This window comes from Sphingomonas phoenicis, from assembly GCF_047238005.1.
Classification (GTDB): Bacteria; Pseudomonadota; Alphaproteobacteria; order Sphingomonadales; family Sphingomonadaceae; genus Sphingomonas.
Window position 1 is genome coordinate 1,941,408 of record NZ_JBDFMC010000002.1, and the last position, 15,936, is coordinate 1,957,343.

Consider the following 15,936-nt stretch of genomic DNA (forward strand, 5'->3'; position numbering starts at 1 on the left):
CACATAGCGATCCCGCCCCGCTCAATCCAGTCCGGCGCGGCGGATCAGGTCGGTCGTCGAGGGATCGAAGCTCTGTCCGCCGGCGTCCGCCGCCTTCGCCATCTCCTTGCCCAGCTCGACGCCGAACTGGTCGAAGCTGTTGATCCCGAGCAGCACGCCGTTCACGAACACCCGGTGCTCGTAGAAGGCGATCAGCGCGCCCAGCGTGCGCGCGTCGAGCGTGTCGAGGAGCAGCGTCGACGAGGGCCGGTCGCCCGCATAGCTGCGCGCGGGATCGTCGGCGTGCTTGCCCTTCATCAGCGCCGCGCCCTGCGCGAAGGCGTTCAGCAGCAGCTGGCGGTGGTGATCCTCCGCCAGGGTATCGCCCGCCTCGATCACCGCGATGAATTCGACGGGCACGAGGTGCGTGCCCTGGTGGAGCAGCTGGAACACCGCATGCTGCGCGTCGGTGCCGACCCCGCCCCAGGTGATCGGCGCGGTGGGGCGGCCGACGGGCTGGCCGTCCGCGGTAACCGACTTGCCGTTCGATTCCATCTCGAGTTGCTGGAGATAGCTGGGCAGCAGGCGCAGCCGCTCGTCATAGGCGAAGGGCGCGCGCGTCTCGGCCCCCCGCACCTGCGTGTAGTAGAGATCGGCGAAGGCGGCGAGCGCCGGGGCGTTCTCGTGCAGCGCGGTGAGGCGGAAGTGGCGATCCATCTCGGCCGCGCCCTCCAGCAGCTCCTCGAACGCCGACCAGCCGAGGCCGATCGCCGCGGGGAAGCCGATCGACGACCAGAGCGAGTAGCGGCCACCGACACCCTCGCTGAACGGCAGCACGCGCGTCTCGTCGACGCCCCATTCGATCGCCTTGTCCGGGCTGGCGGTGAGCGCGATGACCCGGCCATAGGGATCCTCGACGCCGTTCTCCTGCATCCACGCCAGCGCCGAGCCGGCGTTCAGCATCGTCTCGGTCGTGGTGAAGGTCTTGGACGCGACGACCAGCAGCGTCGCCTGCGGATCGAAGCGCGCGAAGACATCCTCCAGCGCGACGCCGTCGACGTTCGACACGATCGCGACGTCGTAACGGCGGTCGTCGCGACCCAGCGCGTCGACCAGCAGGTGCGGGCCGAGGGCGGAGCCGCCGATGCCGATGTGCAGGACGTGGCGGATCTCGCCCAGCGCGCCCGCCTCTATCGCGTCGACCAGCGCGCGCGTGCGGGCATGGAACTGGCGTGCGCGCGCGACGCTGTCCGGATTGCCCTCGCCCCGCTCGGCGGTGTGCTCGACCGGGCGATCCTCGGTCACGTTGACATGCTCGCCGCCGAACATCGCCTCGCGCTTGCCGGCCAGGTCCTGCGCCTTCGCCAGCGCCTCGAACGCGGCGACGGCATCGGGGGTCAGGTGGGTCTTCGACCAGTCGAAATGGATGCCCGCCACATCGAGGCTGAGCCGCGACAGGCGATCGGGATCGCCGTCGAACAGCTCGGTCAGGCGGGGCGAGGGAAGCGCTTCGATCGCGGACCAGTCGGCCATCAGTTCGTCTCCGGTACAAACGCCCAGGCGGGCGGTTTCGGGTGGCACAACACCCCACCGCCCCTGCCGGTATCGGCATCCGCCCCGCGCGGTCAAATTTTGTCGTGCGGGCCACTGCCCGGCGAGGGTGCGCGGCCGGCCGATCTTGACTTTTTACAGCGCTACCGCTAACTGCGCCCCATCGAGGCGTCATGCAGCGTGATCGGGCCGTCAGGCCCGAAGCTCCGCCTCGGTCTTGCTCGTCAGGCTTCCCTATTCACGCGGGGCGTCATCTTCCCCCGCCGTCCGTGTGCCTGCGTGGCCGCGGCTTTCGGCCTGTTATTTCAGGAATTCCCATGACTTTCGTTTCGCTTGGCCTGTCCGAGCCGCTCGTCCGCGCGCTCGAGGCCAAAGGCTATACCACGCCCACGCCGATCCAGGCGCAGGCCATCCCCACCGTGCTGGAAGGCGGCGACCTGCTCGGCATCGCGCAGACCGGCACCGGCAAGACCGCGGCGTTCGTGCTGCCGTCGATCCAGCGCATGGTCGCCAGCCCCAAGCGCGTGCTGCCGACGCATTGCCGCATGCTCGTCCTTGCCCCGACGCGCGAGCTGGCCAGCCAGATCGCCGATTCGGCGCGCGAGTACGGCAAGTTCTCGAAGATGTCGGTGACCACCGTGTTCGGCGGCACCAGCATCAACAAGAACCGCCAGGACATGAGCCGGGGCGTCGACATCCTGGTCGCCACCCCGGGCCGGCTGATCGACCTGGTCGAGCAGGGCTTCGTCAACCTGTCGATGATCGAGATCCTGGTCCTCGACGAGGCGGACCAGATGCTGGACCTGGGCTTCATCCACGCGCTGAAGAAGATCGTGCGGATGGTGCCGAGGAAGCGCCAGACGCTGTTCTTCTCGGCCACCATGCCCGCGTCGATCCGCGAGCTGGCCAGCCAGTTCCTGCACGAGCCGGCGACCGTGTCGGTCAAGCCCGCCGCGACCACGGCGGAGCGGGTCGACCAGTACGTCACCTTCGTCAACCAGACCGAGAAGCAGGGGCTGCTGACGCTGATCCTGCAGGACGAGACGATCGACCGCGCGCTGGTGTTCACCCGCACCAAGCACGGCGCCGACCGCGTCGTGAAGCTGCTCGCGGGCAACGGCATCAAGTCGAACGCGATCCACGGCAACAAGAGCCAGGGCCAGCGCGAGCGGGCGCTGGGCGAGTTCAAGTCGGGCAGCGTCCGCATCCTGGTGGCGACCGACATCGCCGCGCGCGGGATCGACGTGTCGGGCGTCAGCCATGTCGTGAACTTCGAGCTGCCCAACGTGCCCGAGCAATATGTCCACCGCATCGGGCGGACGGCGCGCGCGGGGGCGAGCGGGATCGCGGTGTCGTTCTGCGCCGATGACGAGCGGCCGTACCTGAAGGATATCGAGCGCACGACGCGCCAGAAGATCCCGGTCCAGCCGCTGCCCGAGGATTTCGCCAACAAGTCCAACCAGATCAAGTCGCAGCGGGTGAAGGCGATCGGCAACGATCCCGCCCCGCGCGAGGATCGCCCGCGCGGCGCCCGTCCGCCGGCACGCCCGCGGGCCACGCATGCGCCGACGCCGACGGGTGCGGCCGGCGGCCGCAACTACGCCAATGCCAGCCGCGGCGGGCGTGGTGGCGGCCAGGGCGGTGGCGGCGGCCAGGGTCGCAGCGGCGGCGGCCGTGGCGGCGCCGGGCGTAGCGGCGGTGGCGGTGGCGGCGGCCGCGGCACGGGCCCGTCGGCAGCGCGTTAAAGGGATACCGGGCTCTCCTTCGCGGGTTACCCCCGGCGAAGGAGAGCAGCCATGGACGTTTCCGTCACCCCCATCGCCGAGCGCATCGCCCGCGTCCTCGCGGCCGAGCGGATCAGCGCCAATGGCGAGGGCGAGCAGGAATCGGCCTCCGCGGCGGTCGACGGCGCATGGAAGGATCATCTGCCCGAGGCGCTGGCGGTCCTCCGGACGCTGCGCGAACCCGATCAGGCGATGGCCGCGGCAGGTGACGTCGCCGTCTGGGAGCGGATGGTCCGGGCCGCGATCGAGGCATCGCTGCCGCCAAAGGTGGTGATGTAGGCGCCAATTCCCGGCCGATCGCGCCGAACATAGGCGGCATCGCCCGGCACGAGATCACCGGCGCAGGTGTATTACTCATATGGCACAGTTCTGGCAGGGCATGGCGCGCGACCGATCGGGTCGCTGCCTGCTCATCGGAGAATCGTCCCATGCCGCTATCGCTCCTTCTCGCCGCCGCCGCACCCGCCATCGTCGTTCCGGCGGCGCCGGACAGGCCGCCGGCATATCGCGTGAGCTATCATCCCCGCCACGGCATCTACTGCTTGCGCAACAATCCCGATGCCACCCGGTCAGACGAGCCGACGATCAGCGGGCGCGAGTGCCGGCGGGAGAAGCAGTGGGCGCGGGCAGGCCTGACGTTCAGCCGGCGCGATGCCGCGGTGCCGGTGGTGTTGCGGCCATGATCCAGCGACGATAGTCCGCCTGGCTCGATGCACGCTTGTCAGCGGGCGAATGTGCGCGTGGTCCGGCGAACGCCGGGACAGGAAGCCCGGCAGGGCCACCGCCGGTGCGACTTGTCGCCCCGGACGCTGGCGTCCGCAGGAGCGCGGGATCGGATTCCCGGCCGGCTCGCCCTGAAACCACGGCGCCATGCCGCACGGAGTAATGCCTTGGAAGTCATCTCGATCGTCCTGTTCCTGTTACTGGCGGTGGTGGTCAGCGGCGCGGTGTCGCGCGTGCTGCCGCTGCCGGTGCCGACGCCGCTGGTGCAGATCGCGCTGGGCGGGCTGATCGGGCTGTCGACGTCGTACCGGGTCGAGCTGGACCCCGAGCTGTTCCTGCTGCTGTTCCTGCCGCCGCTGCTGTTCCTGGACGGGTGGCGGATCCCCAAGGATGAGCTGCTGAAGGACCTGCCCGTCGTGCTGGAACTGGCGCTGGGGCTGGTGCTGCTGACGGTGCTGGGGATGGGGTTCCTGATCCACTGGATGATCCCGGCGATGCCGGTGGCGGTGGCGTTCGCGCTGGCGGCGGTGGTGTCGCCGACCGATCCGATCGCGGTGTCGGCGATCGCGGCGAGGGTGCCGATCCCGCGGCGGATGATGCACATCCTGGAGGGCGAGTCGCTGCTGAACGACGCGTCGGGGCTGGTCTGCCTGCGCTTCGCGGTGGCGGCGGCGCTGACCGGCAGCTTCTCCGCCCCGGTCGCGGCGGCGAATTTCGTCTGGGTCGCCGGTGCCGGGATCGCGATCGGCGTGCTGGTGACGATCGCCGCGACCCGCGCCAAGGCATGGGTGTCGCGCCATTACGGCGAGGAGACCGGGTCGCAGATCCTGGTCAGCCTGTTGATTCCGTTCGGATCGTACCTGCTGGCCGAGCACCTGCATGCATCGGGTATCCTGGCGGCGGTGGCGGCGGGCGTCACCATGACCTTCGCCGAGATATCGCGACAGGCGATGGCGGCGACGCGGATGCGGCGCAATTCGGTGTGGGACACGATCCAGTTCGCGCTGAACGGCATCATCTTCGTGCTGCTGGGCGAGCAGATGCCGGCGGTGCTGGCCGGCGCGGCGCGGACGGTGCGGATCACCGGGCACGGCAACCCGCTGTGGCTGGGCATCTATGTCGTCGCGATCGTGGTGGGGCTGGTCGCGTTGCGGTTCGGCTGGGTGTGGATCTCGCTGCGCCTGACGCTGCTGCGCCAGCGTACCGGAGATGCGGAGCGGCTGCCGCGGAGCGCCGAGTGGCGGCTGATCGCGGCGATGTCGGTCGCCGGGGTGCGCGGCGCGATCACGCTGGCGGGCGTGCTGACCCTGCCGCTGGTGCTGGACGACGGGACGCCGTTTCCGGCGCGCGACCTGGCGATCTTTCTGGCGGCGGGGGTGATCGTCGCGTCGCTGATCCTTGCCAGCCTGATGCTGCCGATGCTGCTGAAGGGGCTGACGCTGCCCGCCGAACCGTCACGCCAGGCGGAGGAGGATGCCGCGCGGGTTATCGGGTACGAGGCGGCGATCCGCGAGATCGAGCATGCCCAGCACGAACTGGCCGAGACGCTGGGCAACGCCGATTTCTATGCCGCCGCTGGCAGCCGGATCATGGACCTGTACCGCGACCGGATCGAGAGCCGCAGCCAGGGCGCGCGCGTGTCGGCCGAGGCGCGGTTGCAGGACCGGGTGGAGCGCGACCTGCGGCTGCGCGGGCTGAAGGCGGAGCGGCGCGCCATCCTGGCGATCGCGCGCGAGCGGCGGATCGGCGGCGCGACCGTGCAGAAGCTGACGCGCGAACTGGACCTGCAGGAGGTGCGGACGCGGGGGTGAGCCGGTCGGTCGGCCGGGGGTCAGGCCCCTCCCCTTCAAAGGGAGGGGTTGGGGGCGGACGCCTCTTCCAACCACGGCGCCCGCGGATACGCCCCACCCCCGGCCCCGCCCCTGAAGGGGTGGGGTGAATGGCTTGTTCCGTGCTTGAACCTTTGTGGGCGCGCGATAGCATCGGGGCATTGGCGTGCCGTTGCGGTGCGCGGACATCTCGAAAGCGCGCGACATCATGCTGACCACAAGACGCGAACTCCTGACCGGTGCCGGCGCGATCGGCATCGCCGCCGCCCTGCCCGCCCCCGCCATGGCCGCCGGCGGCGAGGCGGGGGTGAAGGCCGAGCTGGACGCAATCGCCGACCGGCTGCTGGCCGACCATCCCGAGAATGCGTTGCAGCTGGGGATCGACAAGGGTGCGCGCGCCGCGTTGCAGGGGCGCTTCACCGATCGTAGCGCAGCGGCGGAGACGGCGCGGGCGCAACGGGCCCGCACCCGACTGGCGGCGCTGAAGGCGACCGACCGCAAGGGGCTGACCCCGGCGACCGCGCTGGACCTGGACGTGGCGCAGGCGGCGCACGAGCTGGCGGTGGCGGGATGGGACGCGATGCCGGTCGGCGACGTGTCGGTATTCAACACCGGGTTCCGCAACACCCCCTATCTGGTGTCGCAGCTGGGCGGTGCCTATTCCGACCTGCCCGACCTGCTGGAGAACCGGCATGCGGTGGCCGATGCGGGCGATGCCGATGCGTACCTGTCGCGGATCGAGGCGTTCGCGACCGGGCTGGACCAGGAGACGGCGCGGATCGCCGCCGACGGGGCGAAGGGCGCGGTGCTGCCGGGGTTCCTGATCGACATCACCCGCGGCCAGATCGACGGCATCCGCACCGCGCCGGTCGACGAATGGGGGATGATCGCCAGCTTTCGGCAGAAATCCGCAGGCGCGGGGCTGCCGGCGAGCTATGCGACACGGGCGGCGGCGCTGGCGGGCGAGAAGGTGGTGCCCGCGCTGGGCCGGCAGGCGGCGGCGTTCGCCGCGCTGCGCCCCAAGGCCAGCGACGTGCCCGGCATCTGGGCGCGGCCGGGCGGCGAGGGCTGGTATCGCTGGCTGACGCAGGTGGCGACGACCACCACCCGCTCCCCCGACGAACTGCACGCGATCGGCGTCGAGCAGAACCGCGCGCTCTCCGCGCAGATCGACACGCTGCTGCGCGGACAGGGCCTGACGCAGGGGACGGTCGGCGCGCGGCTGGCGGCGCTGGGGAAGCGACCCGACCTGCTGTTCGCCAACGACGATGCCGGGCGGGCCAAGCTGCTCGCCTATGTCGAGGGAAGGATCGCGGACATCCGCACCCGCCTGCCCCGCGCGTTCAACACTCTGGTGGCGGGCAAGCTGATCGTGAAGCGGGTGCCGCCGGCGATCCAGAACGGCGCGCCCAACGGCTATGCCGGCCCGGGATCGATGGATGGGTCGCAGCCCGGCATCTATTACATCAACCTGAAGGATACCGGCATCTGGCCGCGTTACTCGCTGCCGACGCTGACCTATCATGAAGGGATACCGGGCCATGTCTGGCAGGGCGAGTATAGTTTCCGCCTGCCGCTGATCCGGTCGCTGCTGTCGTTCAACGCCTATTCGGAAGGATGGGCGCTCTATGCCGAGCAGCTTGGGCAGGAGCTGGGCGTGTACGAGGGCGATCCGCTGGGGCAGATCGGTTTCCTGCAATCGATGAACTTCCGCGCGTGCCGGCTGGTGGTGGATACCGGCATCCATGCGCGCCGCTGGACCTTCGACCAGGCGCTGCGCTGGTTCCAGGAGGGGACGGGGATGACCGCGGCGCAGCTGACGTCCGAGCTGCAACGCTATTGCGCGATGCCGGGGCAGGCGTGCGGGTACAAGATGGGGCACAACGAGATCAACCGGCTGCGCACCAAGGCGCAAGGGGCGCTGGGCGGGCGTTACGACCTGAAGGCGTTCGACGATGTGGTGGTGAAGACCGGAAACGTGCCGCTGACCCTGCTGGAGAGCGTGGTCGACCGGTACATCGCATCGGCGGGCTGAGGAGGGTCGGGCTGGTCCACGGTGCGGGGCGAGCCCGATTACGAGGCATCCGCAGGTTGCCCCGGTTCCGAGCAGGGTTCCGCTTCTCCGGCAGCCGGTACGGCGAAGGGAATAGCGGGATCCCGGATCGAGTCCTGGATGATGGAAGAGGGAAGCGACGAGCATCGGCGGTAATTCGTCGATGGCAAGGCGCGTTGCCGGGCCGTTTGCTCAGCCGCGTCGCAGGACGACGCGCTCCAGCCCCAGCCATGCCGCCAGCCGGTCGATCGCCGCCGTGGCGCGGTCGGCCGCGTCGGTGCCCGCCGTCGGTTCGAGGTGGAGCCGGGCGAGGAGGGTGCCGCCGGCGCGATCGGCCTTGGCATCGACCCGGCCGACCAATTGCCCGTCGAGCAGATAGGGCAGCACGTAATAGCCATAGGTGCGCCGGGCGGCGGGCGTGTAGATCTCTATCCGGTAGCGGAAGCCGAACAGCCGCTCGGTCCGGTCGCGTTCCCAGACCAAGGGGTCGAACGGGGCGAGCAGCGCGTCGCCCCAATCGCGCCGGGCCAGCACCGCGTCGCGGTGGAGCCAGGCGGGATGGCGCCATCCCTCGACGGCCGCGGGCAGCAGCGTGCCGTCGTCGACCAGATCGGCGATCGCGGCGGTCGCCTCGGCCGGCCGCAGGCGGAAATAGTCGCGCAGCTCGACCGTGGTGGCGATGCCGAGGGCACGCGCGGCGCGATCGACCAGCGCGCGCTGCGCCTCCGCCGGCGACGGGGTCGGCAGCGCGAGGATGGCGGCGGGGATGACCCGTTCGGTCAGGTCGTAGACGCGTTCGAACGTACGGCGCCGGGTGGCGGTGGTGATGTGGCCGGCGTAGAACAGCCACTCCAGCGCGCGCTTGGTCGGGCCCCATTCCCACCAGCCGGCCTGCCCCTTGCCGTCGGGGAAGTCGGAGGCGGCGAGCGGCCCCTCCGCCGCGATCCGCGCGAGCACCGCCTCCGCCTCGGCCCGGCGGGTGGTGGCGAAGGCGCGCAGGCCCGCATAGCCCGCCTCTCCCCGGTCGCCCCGCGCCATCCGCCAGCGGAACAGCGGGTGGAGGTCGAGCGGGAGGAGCGATGCCTCGTGCGCCCAATATTCGAACAGCCGCCGCTGCCGGCGCGGGCCCCAGGCGATCGCATCGAGCAGCGCGGTGTCGTAGCCGCCCAGGCGCGAGAAGGCGGGCAGGTAGTGGGCGCGCGTGACGACGTTGACGCTGTCGATCTGGTGCAGCCCCAGCCGGCGGACCAGCCGCAGCAGCTGTCCGGTGCCGACCGTATCGGCGGGGGCGGGGGCGGTGCCGAAGCCCTGCGCGGCGACGGCGATGCGCTGCGCCTGACGGGCCGAGACGGATATCGCCATCGCTCAGCCGGGCAGTGCGGTGTCGTCGACCAGCAGGTGCACCGTGTCCGCCGCCGGGCGCGCCACCGCACGGACGCCGAGCGCGGCCAGCGCGGGTTCGTCGACGCCCGCCGCGTCGCCCAGCACGACGCGCAGTCGCCCGTGATGACGGCTGGCGGTGCGGATGTTGCCGGCGCCGCCCAGCGCCCGCACGAAGTCGGGCGGCAGGGTGAAGGAGGCGGACGACGCCGCGACCGATGGCGCAGGTGGCGCCGCGTCGGCAGCGGCGCGCATCTCCATCGCCAGTCCATCGGCGATACCGCCGACCACCACCTGCACTGCGGTGGCCGACGGGCGCAGCACGCCGCGGGCGCCGAGCGCGCGCAGCCGCGCCTCGTCGATGCGCGTGCCGTCGACCACCGCCAGCCGCAGGCGGGTGGTGCAGGCATCGATCGTCGTCAGGTTCGAAGCACCGCCCAGCGCCGCGAGATAGGCCGCCGCCCGGTCCCCGACCGCGACGGGGGGCGACGGGGCCGCCCCCGCCTCTGCCGGCTCGCGCCCCGGCGTCGGCAGGTCGAAGCGCAGGATCGCCCAGCGGAACAGCGTGTAATAGAGGAGCGCGTAGCCCGCGCCGATCGGGAGCAGCAGCAGCGGCCGGGTCGCCTTGCCGAAGTTCAGCACGTAATCGAACAACCCGGCCGAAAAGGTGTAGCCCAGCCGCACGCCCGCCGCGTGCATGATCGCCTCCGCCAGCCCGGTCAGGAGCGCGTGGATCGCGTAGAGCGCGGGCGCGAGGAACATGAAGCTGAACTCGATCGGCTCGGTCACGCCGGTCAGGAACGAGGTCAGCGCCAGGCTGAACAACATGCCGCCGATCGCCTTGCGCCGGTCGGGCAGCGCGGTGTGGTACATGGCGAGGCAGGCGGCGGGCAGGCCGAACATCATGACCGGGAAGAACCCCGACATGAAGCCGCCGGCGGTCGGATCGCCGGCGAAGAAGCGGCTGAGATCGCCGGTCTTGCCGGCATAGTCGCCGACGACGAAATAGGCGACGTTGTTCAGGATGTGGTGGAGGCCGGTGACCAGCAGCAGCCGGTTGAGCACGCCGAACGCGAAATAGCCGAAGCCACCGGCCGCGACGACCGCGTTGCCGAGCGCATCGACCGCGCCGTTGACGGTCGGATAGGTCAGCCCGAGGAGGAGCGCGATGCCAAGCCCGGCGAACCCGGCGATGATCGGCACGAAGCGCCGCCCGCCGAAAAAGGCGAGATAGTCCGGCAATCTGAAGGTCGCGAACCGGTTGTAGAACAGGCCGCCGACCAGCCCCGCGGCGATGCCGATCGGCACCTGCAACCGGGCGATCGCCGCCGTCTTCCACGCCGCCGACAGGGTGGCGGCGGCGGTGGCGGGGACGCCGGCGACGATGTCGGGCGGGACCGTCAGGAACACCTGCGCGCCGTTGTCGGCGACGAGGTAGCAGGTGAGCCCGGCCATCGCCGCCGCGCCGTTGCCGTCGCGCGCGAAGCCGGTGGCGACGCCAACCGCGAACAGCAGCCCGAGATGCGCGAAGATCGCGTCGCCCGCCGCGCTGAGGAACGCGATGTCGAGCAGGTCGGGCTGGCCCAGCCGCAGCATCAGCCCGGCGACCGGCAGCACCGCGATCGGCAGCATCAGCGATCGGCCGAGCGGCTGGAGGAACGCCATCGGCGACTTCATGCGGCATCCCCCGATGCGGTTTCCGCCGCGAAGCGACGGGCGTGGTCACGGACGCGATCGGCCGAGCACAGCTGCATCGCCGCCTGCGCATGGTCGCGCGCCGCCGCCAGCGACAGCCCGGCGACCAGCGCGCGCGTTGCCGCCACCCGGCCCGCGGGCACCGACAGCGAGGTGACGCCCAACCCGACCAGGATCGGCACCGCAAGCGGATCGGCGGCAAGCCCGCCGCATACGCCCACCGGCACGCCGTGGCGCACGGCACCCTGGCACGTCGCCGCGATCAGCCGCAACACGGCGGGGTGCAGCCCGTCGATGGTCGCGGCGACGGCCGGATTGCCGCGATCCATCGCCAGCGCATACTGGGTCAGGTCGTTGCTGCCGATCGACAGGAAGTCGCAGTGCGCGGCGATCAGGTCGGCGGCGATGGCGGCGGCGGGCGTCTCCACCATCGCGCCCAGCGCCATGGCGCGTTCGCCGCGCAACGCGTCGAGCCGGGTGCGGACCGCCACCATCTCGTCGACGCCGGCGACCATCGGCACCATGATGCGGCACGGACCGGCGTCGGCCGCGTCGAGGATCGCGGCGAGCTGGTCGGCGAGCAGCGCCGGGCGGGCGAGCAGGACGCGCACGCCCCGCAGGCCGAGCGCCGGATTCTCCTCTGGCGGGATGGCCAGATAGGGCGCGGGCTTGTCGCCGCCGATGTCGAGCAGCCTGACGGTCAGCGGACGCCCGGCCAGCGCCGCGGCAATGGCGCGGTACTCGTCCGCCTGTCCGGCGCGCGAGGGAGGATCGGCGCGGTCGAGGAACAGCAGCTCGGTGCGCAGCAGCCCGCACCCTTCCGCGCCGGCGGCGACGGCGGCGACGGCCTCTTCCACGGTCCCCAGATTGACATGGACGGCAATGGGGTGGCCGTCGCGCGTGGCGGCGGGCCGGCCGGCGGTGGCGCGGGCTGCCGCCTCGGCCGTGCGCGCCTGTTCCAGCCGCCGCTGCGCCGCGGCCAGCCGCGCGGTATCGGGCGCCGGATCGAGCAGCGCGCCGTCGCCGTCGAGCACGACGGTGCGGCCTTCGGGCACCGCCGCCAGCGCGGCCCCGATCGCGACGACCATCGGGATGCCCGAACCCGCCGCCATGATCGCGACGTGCGCGGTAGGGCCGCCGCCGACCAGCGCGATGCCGGCGAGCACCGCCGGATCGATCGCCGCCAGCTGCGAGGGCAGCAGGTCGTCGGCGAGCAGGATCGTGCCCGGTGCGAGGTCGATCGCGTCGGCGCTGGTGCCCATCACCGCGTGCGCCAGTCGCTGGCCGATGTCGATCAGGTCGGCACCGCGCTCGGCGATGCGCGGATCGGTGGACCGGGCGAGCGCCGCCGCCTGCGCGCCGGTGACGGCCAGTGCCGCCGCCGCCGCCGGATGTCCCGTCGCCACCGCTGCGACGAGCGCGGCGAGCAGGGCCGGATCGTCCAGCATCGCGCGGTGCGCCGCCATCACGCCGGTGCCGTGGTCCAGATCGCGGCGCAGCGTCGCCAGGCCGTGGTCGAGCGCCGCCTGCTCGACTGCCGGTCCCCGGGTCAGCTCCGGCACGACGGGTGCGGTCGGGCGCAGCCAGCGGACGGTGCCGATCGCCAGCCCTGCCGCCGCCGCGATGCCGCCCAGCAGCCCCGGCGCCACCGCGGCTCGGCCCACCGTCGGTGGCGGCGGGGCCGGTGCGCCGTCTGGATCGACGGTCGCGGTCAGGATCGCGGCGATGGCGGCGGCGGCGGCCTCCGCCTCGCTGCCCTGCGCGTGGATCGTGACGGTGGCGCCGTGGACCGCGCCCAGGCCGAGCAGGCCGGTGATGCTGAGCGCCGAACAATCGTGCGGACCACAGCCGAGCGTCACCACCGCATCGCGCCCGCGCACCGCGGCGGCGATGCGCGCGGCCGGGCGGGCATGGAGGCCGTGCGGCAACGCGACGACGAGCGATCGCGCGACCGTACCGGTGCCGATGCCGGCGGGCGCGACAGTGCCGGCGGCGGGAACGAGACGGAGCAGCGGCGCCCCGAGCGCGATCGGCCCTGCCCCCACCAGCGGCTCGACCGCGAAACCGTCGGCGACCGACAGGATCGGGGTGACGGCGGCACGGGCGCGGCGGACGATCAGGTCGAGATCGAAGCGGATCAGCGGCTGCCCGGCGACGACCGTATCGCCCGCGGCGACCAGCGGCGTGAACCCCTCGCCCGCCATGGCGACGCTGTCGATGCCGATATGCATCAGCAGCTCCGCCCCGCCGGCGTGACGCAGGGTGACGGCATGGCGGGCGGCGTGGAGGCCAATGACGACGGCATCGCACGGGGCATGAAGCGTATCGCCGGTGGGATCGATCGCGATCCCGCCGCCCATCATGCCTTCCGCAAAGACCGGATCGGGCACGGCGCCCAGCGGCATCGCCCAGCCCGCCAGCGGCGCGGCGAGGACCAGCGCGCCGCCCCCGCTCACGCGATCCGCTCCCCGCCGATCCACGTGGCGACCGGGCGGAAGGCGGCGTCGAGCTGGACCCAGTCGGCGCGCAGCCCGGGCGAGAGCGAACCGCGTTCGTGCGCCAGCCCCAGGAAGGCGGCCGGGTTGGCGGCCGCCATCCGCGCCGCGACGGCGGGGGCGACGCGCAGGTCGGCGACGGTGTTCGCCACCGCCGTCGCCATGTCGAGGTCCGAGCCGGCCAGCGTCCCGTCGGCGAAGCGGCAGATGCCGTCGGCGACGGCGATCGGCCGCCCCTGCAGCACGAAATCCTTGTCGACGGCGCCGACCGACGACATGGCGTCGGTGACCAGCATCATCCGCTCCGTCCCCCGCGACGCCAGGGCGATGCGCAGCACCGACGGTTCGACGTGCACCCGGTCGACGATCAGCCCGCACCAGGGCCGTGGATCGTCGAGCGCGGCGCCGACGAGGCCGGGATCGCGCTGGCGCATCGGCGGCATCGCGTTGAACAGATGGGTGATGCCCGACAGGCCGGCATCGAACGCCGCCAATGCCACGGGGTAGCTCGCCTCGCTGTGCCCGGCGCTGACGATGACGCCGGCGGCGACCAGCGCGGCGATGGCGGCGGGATCGGTTCGCTCGGGCGCCAGCGTCACCATCACCCTGCCGCGGCGCGGCCGGGTCAGCAGCGCCAGCAGCTCCGGATCGAGCGACTGGAAGCGCGCGGCATCGTGGATGCCCTTGCGCGCGGGATTGAGCACCGGCCCCTCGATATGCGCACCGACCACGCCGGGCACGCCCGCGGCGATGGCATCGTCGACGGCGTCGAGCGCGGCGGCGATCCGGTCCGGCCCCTCGCTGATCAGGGTCGGCAGGAAGGCGGTGGTGCCATAGGCGGCATGCGCGGCGCCGATCGCGGCGATCGCATCGACGGTGATCGCGTTGTTGAACAGCACGCCGCCGCCGCCGTTTACCTGCGTGTCGACGAACCCCGGCATCAGCCAGCCGCCCGCCAGATCGATCGCGCCGGCACCACCGGCCGCGGCTTCCAGCGCGGCGATCCGGTCACCCGCCAGCGTGATGGCGACGCCGCCCAGCACCGCATCGGCGGCGACGACATGGCCGCCGGTGAACCGCAGGACCGTCATCGCGTGCTCGTCACCTTGGAGAGGAAGGGCGGCGCGTCGGGATCGAGGCCGCGGGCGCGGGCCAGCCGCTCGACCAGGCCATAGAAGCTGGCGAGCATCAGGATCGGCTCGATCGCGGGATGCGCCGCCTCCGCCGGCAGCGGCCCGGCCGTGCCGGCATGCGCCAGCAGCACGGCGGCGCCGCGCCCGGCGAACGCATCCGCCACCGCGACGACGTCGGCCCCGGCTGCGTCCGAGGTCGCGAGCGCGAGGACGGGAAAACCGTCGCGAACGATCGCCATCGGCCCGTGGCGCACCTCCGCCGCACTGAACGGTTCGGCCTGGATCGCGCAGGTCTCCTTCAGCTTCAACGCGCATTCCTGAGCGATGCCGAAGCCGTAGCCGCGCCCGATGACGAACATCTGCGACACATCGGCGAGCGGCGCCAGCCCCGCCCCCCAGTCCGCCGCCACCGCCCGCTCCAGCGCGTCGGGCAGCGCCGCCACGGCGCGGATCAGCGCATCGTCCCGCGACCAGGCGGCGACCAGCGCGGCCAGCCCGGCCATCGCGGCGATGCACGACTTCGTCGCCGCCACGGAGCGCTCCGGCCCCGCGGCGAGCGCCAGCAGCGTGTCGGCGCGAGCGGCGAGCGGCGATTCCTCGTCATTGACCAGCGCCATCACCTCCGCCCCGGCCTCCGCATGGGCGGCGACGGTGGCGAGGAGGTCGGGGCTGCGGCCCGATTGCGAGATGGCGATGGCGAGCGCCCGGCGGGTCGCCACCGGTGCGGCGAACAGCGAGGCGACCGACGGCGCCGCCGACGCCACCGGCACGCCGACCAGCGTCTCGATCAGATACTTGCCGTAGGTGGCGGCGTGATCGGACGAGCCGCGCGCACAGGTGACCACCACCGGCGGCGGCGCGGCGCGCAGCCGCTCGCCCGCGCGCGCCACCACGTCGGCGTTGCGCGCCAGCATCGCCGCGACGCGCGCCGGCGCCTCCAGCGTCTCGGCACGCATCAGCGTCATGCCATCGTTTCCAGGCACCGTGGCCCCCGGCATCTCGCCAGCCATCATCTCGCCCCGCCACCTTTCGAACGTGCCGCATCGCGCACGCCACCCGGGGCCGCACGCAACATACCAATATAAGCCCTTTCTGGTGCACGATCGCCGGCGTGTCCAGCCCGGTCGGCCGGTTTGCCCGCAGGCGCGATGCTCGTGGGAGGTATGCGGGCATGATCGCGGTGATCGTCGGCAGGTGGCTGAAGTCACATGAGGTTCTAGCAGTAATGTACTGCCCAATTTGCATTGGACGTCCGAAAATCTTCAAGATCACGGTTTGAGATCATAATCGTGCGATCTTGCTTCTTCTATTCTG

At 72.0% G+C, this 15,936-nt stretch carries 11 protein-coding genes; 5 read left to right on the forward strand and 6 right to left on the reverse strand.

What is annotated here, in order from left to right:
- Positions 1 to 21: 21 nt before the first annotated feature.
- Positions 22 to 1,512, reverse strand: a complete 1,491-nt coding sequence (gene pgi, locus ABC319_RS10460) for a glucose-6-phosphate isomerase (protein ID WP_413070157.1) — start codon at positions 1,510 to 1,512, stop codon at positions 22 to 24.
- Positions 1,513 to 1,847: 335 nt separating this feature from the next.
- On the opposite strand from pgi, the gene ABC319_RS10465 reads away from it, so the two are divergent.
- The 5 genes from ABC319_RS10465 (at position 1,848) to ABC319_RS10485 (ending at position 7,901) form a co-directional block, all read left to right on the forward strand.
- Positions 1,848 to 3,275 (forward strand): DEAD/DEAH box helicase, encoded by a 1,428-nt coding sequence (locus ABC319_RS10465; protein ID WP_413070158.1) that lies wholly within the window; start codon positions 1,848 to 1,850, stop codon positions 3,273 to 3,275.
- A 51-nt stretch (positions 3,276 to 3,326) separates the two neighbouring features.
- Positions 3,327 to 3,593 carry a hypothetical protein gene (locus ABC319_RS10470; protein ID WP_413070159.1) on the forward strand — a complete coding sequence of 89 codons (267 nt, stop codon included), beginning with the start codon at positions 3,327 to 3,329 and terminating at the stop codon, positions 3,591 to 3,593.
- 149 nt (positions 3,594 to 3,742) lie between these two features.
- Positions 3,743 to 3,997 (forward strand): hypothetical protein, encoded by a 255-nt coding sequence (locus ABC319_RS10475; protein WP_413070160.1) that lies wholly within the window; start codon positions 3,743 to 3,745, stop codon positions 3,995 to 3,997.
- 207 nt (positions 3,998 to 4,204) lie between these two features.
- Positions 4,205 to 5,848, forward strand: a complete 1,644-nt coding sequence (locus tag ABC319_RS10480) for a Na+/H+ antiporter (protein ID WP_413070161.1) — start codon at positions 4,205 to 4,207, stop codon at positions 5,846 to 5,848.
- Between the two features lie 226 nt (positions 5,849 to 6,074).
- On the forward strand, positions 6,075 to 7,901 hold the full coding sequence (locus ABC319_RS10485) for a DUF885 domain-containing protein (protein ID WP_413070162.1): 1,827 nt from the start codon (positions 6,075 to 6,077) through the stop codon (positions 7,899 to 7,901).
- 210 nt (positions 7,902 to 8,111) lie between these two features.
- Here ABC319_RS10485 and ABC319_RS10490 read toward each other — a convergent pair whose 3' ends face one another.
- Genes ABC319_RS10490 through ABC319_RS10510 form a run of 5 tightly spaced genes read right to left on the reverse strand, consistent with a single transcriptional unit; the run spans position 8,112 to position 15,587 of the window.
- Positions 8,112 to 9,281 carry a winged helix-turn-helix domain-containing protein gene (locus tag ABC319_RS10490; protein WP_413070163.1) on the reverse strand — a complete coding sequence of 390 codons (1,170 nt, stop codon included), beginning with the start codon at positions 9,279 to 9,281 and terminating at the stop codon, positions 8,112 to 8,114.
- A gap of 3 nt (positions 9,282 to 9,284) precedes the next feature.
- Positions 9,285 to 10,976: an N-acetylglucosamine-specific PTS transporter subunit IIBC gene (gene nagE, locus ABC319_RS10495; protein ID WP_413070164.1), complete on the reverse strand. Its 1,692-nt coding sequence runs from the start codon at positions 10,974 to 10,976 to the stop codon at positions 9,285 to 9,287.
- Positions 10,973 to 13,450 (reverse strand): phosphoenolpyruvate--protein phosphotransferase, encoded by a 2,478-nt coding sequence (gene ptsP, locus ABC319_RS10500; protein WP_413070165.1) that lies wholly within the window; start codon positions 13,448 to 13,450, stop codon positions 10,973 to 10,975. The genes nagE and ptsP overlap by 4 nt, the downstream gene beginning before the upstream one ends.
- Positions 13,447 to 14,580 carry an N-acetylglucosamine-6-phosphate deacetylase gene (gene nagA, locus ABC319_RS10505; protein ID WP_413070166.1) on the reverse strand — a complete coding sequence of 378 codons (1,134 nt, stop codon included), beginning with the start codon at positions 14,578 to 14,580 and terminating at the stop codon, positions 13,447 to 13,449. The genes ptsP and nagA overlap by 4 nt, the downstream gene beginning before the upstream one ends.
- Positions 14,577 to 15,587 (reverse strand): SIS domain-containing protein, encoded by a 1,011-nt coding sequence (locus ABC319_RS10510; RefSeq protein ID WP_413070167.1) that lies wholly within the window; start codon positions 15,585 to 15,587, stop codon positions 14,577 to 14,579. The genes nagA and ABC319_RS10510 overlap by 4 nt, the downstream gene beginning before the upstream one ends.
- Positions 15,588 to 15,936: the final 349 nt, after the last annotated feature.